This is a genomic window from Pandoraea sp. B-6 (genome assembly GCF_000282835.1).
Lineage (GTDB): Bacteria > Pseudomonadota > Gammaproteobacteria > Burkholderiales > Burkholderiaceae > Pandoraea > Pandoraea cepalis.
Map to the genome: position 1 here is coordinate 24,880 of NZ_KB290556.1, position 7,168 is coordinate 32,047.

The 7,168-nt window shown below is 65.4% G+C and carries 7 protein-coding genes and 1 pseudogene; all 8 read right to left on the reverse strand.

What is annotated here, in order from left to right:
* Positions 1–203: pseudogene (locus A985_RS28745) on the reverse strand (hypothetical protein); the annotation flags it as partial.
* Positions 204–251: 48 nt separating this feature from the next.
* Positions 252–1,127: an HlyC/CorC family transporter gene (locus A985_RS0120330; RefSeq protein WP_017235213.1), complete on the reverse strand. Its 876-nt coding sequence runs from the start codon at positions 1,125–1,127 to the stop codon at positions 252–254.
* 152 nt (positions 1,128–1,279) lie between these two features.
* Complete coding sequence (locus A985_RS0120335) at positions 1,280–1,966, reverse strand: gamma-glutamylcyclotransferase (protein ID WP_017235214.1); 687 nt, start codon at positions 1,964–1,966, stop codon at positions 1,280–1,282.
* Positions 1,967–1,977: 11 nt separating this feature from the next.
* A complete protein-coding gene (gene ybeY / locus A985_RS0120340; RefSeq protein ID WP_017235215.1) occupies positions 1,978–2,505 on the reverse strand; it encodes an rRNA maturation RNase YbeY in 528 nt (175 codons plus the stop codon).
* The gene (locus tag A985_RS0120345; protein WP_130027980.1) at positions 2,502–3,563 is read right to left on the reverse strand and encodes a PhoH family protein; all 1,062 of its coding nucleotides are present in this window, start codon (positions 3,561–3,563) and stop codon (positions 2,502–2,504) included. The genes ybeY and A985_RS0120345 overlap by 4 nt, the downstream gene beginning before the upstream one ends.
* Positions 3,564–3,683: 120 nt before the next feature.
* Positions 3,684–5,027, reverse strand: coding sequence for a tRNA (N6-isopentenyl adenosine(37)-C2)-methylthiotransferase MiaB (miaB, locus tag A985_RS0120350; RefSeq protein ID WP_017235217.1), 1,344 nt, complete (start codon positions 5,025–5,027; stop codon positions 3,684–3,686).
* A gap of 212 nt (positions 5,028–5,239) precedes the next feature.
* Complete coding sequence (locus tag A985_RS0120355) at positions 5,240–6,169, reverse strand: metal ABC transporter substrate-binding protein (RefSeq protein WP_017235218.1); 930 nt, start codon at positions 6,167–6,169, stop codon at positions 5,240–5,242.
* Positions 6,170–6,180: 11 nt separating this feature from the next.
* Positions 6,181–7,044, reverse strand: coding sequence for a metal ABC transporter permease (locus A985_RS0120360; protein ID WP_017235219.1), 864 nt, complete (start codon positions 7,042–7,044; stop codon positions 6,181–6,183).
* Between the last annotated feature and the right edge of the window lie 124 nt (positions 7,045–7,168).

A 7,168-nucleotide genomic window follows, 5' to 3' on the forward strand; every position in this document is an offset into this window, starting at 1 on the left:
CCGAAACTGCCGCCCAGCCAGAGGGCGTCGCGGCGCGACGCGCTGCGCTCGACGAGCGCGAACAGCCCGGCCATGGCAAGCAGTTGCAGCCACCAGACGTCGCGCGGCGCGAAGGCGAGGGTCTGGGCGATACCGGCCAGGCCGGCGAGCGCGCGGGCACGCCAAGCGGGCCACGAGCGCCGCTCGGGCGCGTGGAGGGTCATTTCCTGCATGGGTCGATGTAGACGTTGATCGGAGCGTGAGTCAAGACGTCAGGCAGTCGGATCGGCGCCAGCCGTTTCCATGCGCCGCAACAGCAGCACGTGAATCTGACGGCCGTCGGCACGCAGCACTTCGAACACGAGATTGCCCAAACGCATGCGCTCGCCACGACGCGGCACTCGGCCGAACTGGTGCGTGATCATACCGCCGATCGTGTCGTTCTCGGCGTCAGTGAACTGCGTGCCGAACGCCTCGTTGAACTGCTCGATCTCGGTGAGGGCACGAATGCGATACGTGCCGTCGGGCGCGGCAATGATGTTGTCTTCTTCCTCGTCGAAGTCGTACTCGTCCTCGATATCGCCGACGATCTGTTCGAGCACGTCTTCAATGGTGATGAGGCCGGCCACGCCGCCATATTCGTCGACGACGATGGCGATGTGATTGCGATTGACGCGGAAATCGTGCAGCAGCACGTTAAGACGCTTCGACTCGGGAATGAACACCGCCGGGCGCAGCATGTCGCGCACGTCGAAGTCGTGATTGGCGTAGTAACGCACCAGATCCTTCGCGAGCAGAATGCCGATGATGTTGTCGCGATTGCCTTCGTACACCGGATAGCGCGAGTGCGCCTGTTCCAGCACGAAGGGGACGAACTCGTCGGGTGTCTGTTCGATGTTGATGGCGTCCATTTGCGCGCGCGGCACCATGATGTCGCGGGCACACAGGTCGGCCACCTGGAATACGCCCTCGATCATCGCCAGCGAATCGGCGTCCATCAGGTTGCGGGCGTGGGCGTCTTGCAGAATTTCAAGCAGCTCCGCACGCGACTCCGGTTCCGGGGAAATCAGATCGGTGAGGCGTTCGAGCAGCGAGCGGGGTTTATCGGTGTTTTTTCGACCGGGTCGACTGGGATATGGGTCGTTCATGACGGCGCGTCCAAGGTGGGCGGACGCCGAGCTGTTACAGGAAGCTCAAGGATACACCAGATGTACGGCAACTCTGCGTCAGTACCGCCGCGTCGCGTGGCGCCGACGTCGTGTCCACGCGATGCGGCGGATTTCAGGACGCACAGACGACGTCAGCGCGCACCGCAGCGGTGCAGCACGGCTTCCAGCGCCGGATCGGGCATGCCGGCGTCGCGCAGCGCCTTGACCGTGCGGGCAACGTAATCGTGCGTTGTGCCGTAGCGACCCTGCGCCTGTTCGAAGACCTTGCGGATGATGTCGTCGGGCAGGCGGCCGGCGTAGCTCTTTACATCGCGTCGCATGACAAATGCGAGCGCGGGCGCGCTGCGGCCGTCGGCGAGGGCGCAATTGAGCCATGCCGGACGATACGAGCCCATCGCCATCTCGCGATACCAGAGCGTTTCGAGTTCGGCGCGCGCCTTGGCTGCCGAGAGCCGCAGCGCCACCCCTGCACACGAGCCGCCACGGTCGAGGGCCAGCACGAGTCCCGGTTGCTCGGGGGTGCCTCGATTGACGCGCGACCACAGATACAGACCTCGGTGATAACCGAAGACGCGAGCGTGCAGGCTCTCCTCGACGGGCAGGCCCGGATTCCAGATGAGCGAGCCGTACGCGAAGATCCACAGATCCTCGCGGCCATCCCAGTGGGCGAGCGCGGTATCCAGCGAGCCCGCGAGTTCTTGCTGGCTCAGATGACGGGCGTCGCCGAGATCCGGCGGGTACTGGTTGCACCCGGGACCGCTCGACACACTGGCCGGTGGCGTCTCGGGGGCCGACGGGCGATTGGGGAAGCGGTCCATGCGATATCGGTTCAGGCGCGGCGCGCGTTGGCCGGTGTGCGGGACTTCGGGAGCTTTTCGACCAAGTAAGGGTCGGCGTAGCCGAGACCGGTGAGAATCTCCGTTTCGAGGCCTTCCATCTCCTGTGCCTCATCGTCCGCTTCGTGGTCGTAACCTTGCGCGTGAAGCACGCCGTGCACGATCAGATGGGCGTAATGCGCTTCGAGCGTAATGCCCTGTTCGTTCGCTTCGCGCTCGACCACCGGGCAGCACAACACGATGTCGCCTGTTACCGGGTCGCTGTCGTGCTGCGCATAGGCAAACGTGAGCACGTTGGTCGCGTAGTCTTTGCCGCGATAGCCGCGGTTCAGCGTCTGTCCTTCTTCCGCGCCGACGAAGCGCAGGGTCAGTTCGGCGTCGGCGAGCAGCGCGGCCTGCACCCAGCGGCGCAGCGTGGTGCGCGTGAGCAATGCCTTGTGCGTGGCGAACGCCGGACCGGCCACGAACTGGTGCGTCAGCGTGAGTGCATGACGCGGCGAACGCGAGGCTCGCTCGCTCATGCCTTGCCTCGCGATGCGCGGGCGGCGCGCGGGGCGCGTTCGGCCGACACGCGCGCCTCGAGGCTGGCTTCGTCAAGCTGCGCGTGGGCGTCGTATGCATCGACGATGCGGGCGACCAACGGGTGACGCACCACGTCCACGCTGGTAAAGCGGGTCACGGCGATGCCGCGAACGTTCTTCAGGATCACCTGCGCTTCCATCAGGCCGCTCTTCTGGCCGCGTGGCAGGTCGACCTGCGTGGTGTCGCCGGTCACGACCGCCTTGCTGCCGAAGCCAATGCGCGTCAGGAACATCTTCATCTGCTCGGGCGTAGTGTTCTGCGCCTCGTCAAGAATGATGAACGCGTGGTTGAGCGTGCGCCCGCGCATGTACGCGAGCGGCGCGATCTCGATCATCTGCTTCTCGAAATACTTTTGTGTCTTGTCGAAGCCGAGCAGATCGTAGAGTGCGTCGTAGAGCGGGCGCAGGTACGGGTCGACCTTCTGGGCCAGATCGCCGGGGAGAAAGCCCAGGCGCTCGCCCGCTTCCACGGCGGGGCGCGTCAGGACGATGCGCTTGACGGCGTCGCGCTCCAGGGCGTCGACGGCGCAGGCCACGGCCAGATAGGTCTTTCCGGTGCCCGCCGGGCCGATGCCGAATGTCACGTCGTGCGACAGGATCTGCTTGAGATAGTCGCGCTGCGCCGGCGTACGACCGTGCAGATCGCTGCGGCGCGTGTGCAGTACGGGCGATCCGTCTTCCGTCTCGCCGGCGGCAAACGGGTTGTCGTCGCCGTGACGCACGCTCGGAACGAGCCCCTGACGCGACTCCACGAGGCCCAACTGGATATCGTCGACCGACAGCGGCTCGGTCGCGCGGTTGTAAAAGCTCTCGATGGCCTGGGTGGCGATCGCAGCGCTCTTGCCGCGAACGGCGAAGCGATGGCCGCGGCGGGAAATGGAGACGTCGAGCGCCTGTTCAATCTGACGCAGGTTCTCGTCGAGCGGGCCGCAGAGGTTGGCCAGACGGCGGTTGTCGTCGCGCGGTGCGGTGAATTCTTGGACGGGTGCTTTCAAGATGATCCGGTCGGGTGCCTGTTCAGATCGTTCGATGGAGTCGCCGGGGGCAGGCTCGGGCACGCGATGCATGAGGTGGGTGCGCCCGAATCTGCCGGATCCGATCATAGTCGCAAATTTCGGTCAGTGCGTGGTGAGCAATTCACCACGCAGCGAGTGCGGGTAGGCGAGCGTGATCACGACGTCGGTCATCTGGCCGATCAGGTGGGCGCGCTGGGCTTCGGTTGCCGGGAAGTTCACCACGCGGTTGTTCTCCGTGCGGCCTTGCAGCTCGTTGGGGTCCTTGCGCGACACGCCTTCGACGAGAATACGCTGACGCGAGCCGACCATGCGCTGGCTGATGCGCGCGGCGTTCTCCTCGATCACCGCCTGCAAATGTTGCAGACGGCGCAGCTTGACCTCGCGCGGCGTGTCGTCCGGCAGGTTGGCGGCCGGCGTGCCCGGGCGCGGGCTGTAGATGAACGAGAAGCTCGTGTCGTAGCCGATCTCGTGAATCATCGCCATGAGCTTGTCGAAATCCTCTTCCGTCTCGCCGGGGAAGCCGACGATGAAGTCCGACGACATCGACATGTCCGGGCGCACCTGACGCAGGCGGCGGATGATCGACTTGTATTCCAGCGCGGTATAGCCGCGCTTCATCGCCGAGAGTACGCGGTCGGCGCCGTGCTGCACGGGCAGGTGCAGATGGCTCACGAGCTTGGGCACCTTGGCGTAGGTGTCGATCAGGCGTTGCGTGAATTCCTTCGGATGGCTGGTCGTGTAGCGAATGCGCTCGACGCCAGGCACCTCGGCCACGTATTCGATGAGCAGCGCGAAGTCGGCGATCTCGCCGTCGGCCATCGACCCGCGATAGGCGTTCACGTTCTGACCCAGCAGCGTGATTTCGCGCACGCCTTGCTCGGCCAGGCCGGCAATCTCGGTGAGCACGTCTTCGAATGGGCGCGAGACTTCGTCCCCTCGCGTGTAGGGCACCACGCAATAGCTGCAGTACTTCGAGCAGCCTTCCATGATCGAGACGAAGGCGGTCGCTCCCTCGACCTTGGCGGGCGGGAGGTGATCGAACTTCTCGATTTCCGGGAACGAGATGTCGACCTGCGAGCGCCCGGTGGCGCGACGCGCTTCGAGCATCTGCGGCAGACGGTGCAGGGTCTGCGGGCCGAACACCACGTCCACATAGGGGGCGCGCTGCACGATGGCGGCGCCTTCCTGGCTGGCGACGCAGCCGCCGACACCGATGACCAGGTCCGGCTTGATTTCCTTGAGCGCGCGCATGCGGCCCAGATCCGAGAACACCTTTTCCTGCGCCTTTTCGCGTACGGAGCAAGTGTTGAACAGGATGACGTCGGCGTCTTCGGGCGTGTCCGTCTTTTCCAGCCCTTCGGCGGCGCCCAGTACGTCCGCCATCTTGTCGGAGTCATACTCGTTCATCTGACAGCCGAACGTCTTGATATAAATCTTCTTTGCCATTGAGTGTGCGCCGTTCGCAGTGGTTGACCTGGGGGCGTCCGTAATGAATGTTTCAGGGGTTCAGTCTTGCCCGGCCGCGAGAGAGAAGCGGCGGCCCAAACGCAAAAGCCGGCGTGGCCGGCCTGTCCGGACCTCCCTAGCGGGGCCGGTGTGTGGTGCACGCATTATAGCGCGTATGGCGCGTGCACCGCGGAAGGCGGGGCGGTGACCGACTAGCGGTTGTCCTTCATCGCGGCGGCGATGGCGCGCACGTTGTGCTGGAACAACTGAAGGTAGGTCGTGGCTTCCGGATTCTGCGACAGGGCGTCGGAATACAGTTTGCCGTCGACCGTCACCTTGGCGTCGCGGGCGATGCGCTGGATCAGGCGCGGATTGGAGATGTTTTCCATGAAAACGGCCTTGATACCCGTGCGGCGAATCACGCGGATCAGGTTCGCCACGTCCCGGGCGCTGGCTTCGCTTTCGGTCGACACGCCTTCCGGGGCAAGGAACCTGACGCCGAAGCGCTGACCGAGGTAGCCGAAGGCGTCGTGCGACGTGAGGACAACGCGGCGGGCCGGCGGAATCGGCGCGAACTGCTTGTTGGCCCAGGTGATCAGATCATCGAGTGCGCCGCGGTAGTTCCTGGCGCGTTCCGCGTAATAGGCGCTGCCGGACGGGTCCGCTTGCGACAGGGCGGCGGCGATGTTATCGACCATCGTTTTGACACGTTCGGGATCCTGGAACATGTGCGGGTCGGGCACGGTCCTTCCCTCGTCGACCATCGTGCGCGCTTTGAGGCCTTGGGTGACGGTGACGAGCTTGCCGGGATAGTGGCTCGCCTTCATCAAGCGAGGCATCCAGCCTTCGAAGCCCAGGCCATTGACGAAGAAGAGCTTGGTCCCCGAAATCTTGGCGACATCCGCCGGCGTGGGCTCGTAGACATGCGTGTCCTGATCGGGACCGACGAGCGTCGTCACGTCGACCCGGTCGCCACCGACGGACTTGACGATGTCGGACAGGATGCTGAAGCTTGCGGCAACGGGCAGGTGCGTGTCCTGCGCGCGTGCCGGGCTGGCGAGCGCCAGCGCCATGGCGAGCAGTGCGGCGAGGCGCGCCGCGCCAAACCACGATTTGCCAGCCGATTGACCCAATCCGAACATGTTTTCCTCTCTCAAAGCGCCGGGGCCTTGGCCGCATTGGCGTGGCCCGGCGTGGCAAGCAGCGCGCCCAGGTAGGCGATGCCCGCCGTCAGAATGATGGCCGGTCCCGAAGGGCAGGCCAGGTAATACGAAAGCAGCAATCCGATGACGCTCGACGCGCTCGCGACCAGCCAGGCCACGAGCAGCATGCCCGGCAGCGTGCGGGCGACGAGCCGGGCGGTGGCCGCCGGCAGCATCATCAGTCCCACGGCCATGAGCGTGCCCATCGCCTGAAACCCCGCGACGAGGTTCATCACCGTGAGCACCGTAAAGCCCAGGTGATAGCGCATGACGCCCCTGCCGTGGTCGTGACCGAGAAACGCCGGATCGGCGCTGTCGAGCACGAGACCGCGATAATGCCATCCGAACCATAGGAGCGTCACGGATGCTATCGCGGCCACGAGAATCAGCGACGGATCGTCCACCGCGAGCACCGAGCCGAAGAGCAGGTGCATCAGGTCGACGCTGTTGCCCCATTTCGAGACAATCACCACGCCACCGGCCAGCGCCAATAAATAGAAGCCCGCGAACGAGGCCCCCTCGTCCAGCCGCGTGCGGCGGCTCGACAGTCCGGCGAGCAGGGCCACCAGCAAGCCCGCCACCATCCCGCCGCCCGCCATCCAGGGCAGCGACAGGCCGCCAATCAGGTAGCCGATGGCGGCGCCCGGCAACACCGCATGCGAGAGCGAATCGCCCATCAGGCTCATGCGCCGCAGCAGCAGGAAAACCCCTACCGGCGCGCAGCCGACCGACAGCGCGAGACTGCCGACCAACGCGTGGCGCATGAAGTCGAACTCCGAGAACGGGCCGACGATCAGATCGAGAACCCCGCTCATCGGTGGCCTCCCCCCGAGGTCGTGATCGCGCCCGGCGCGCGCGAACCCCCGTGGGGCGGCAAGCCATAGGCTGCCGACGCGGGGCCGGCAACGCGGGCGGTGTAGCCGCCCGCGCCGGACAAGC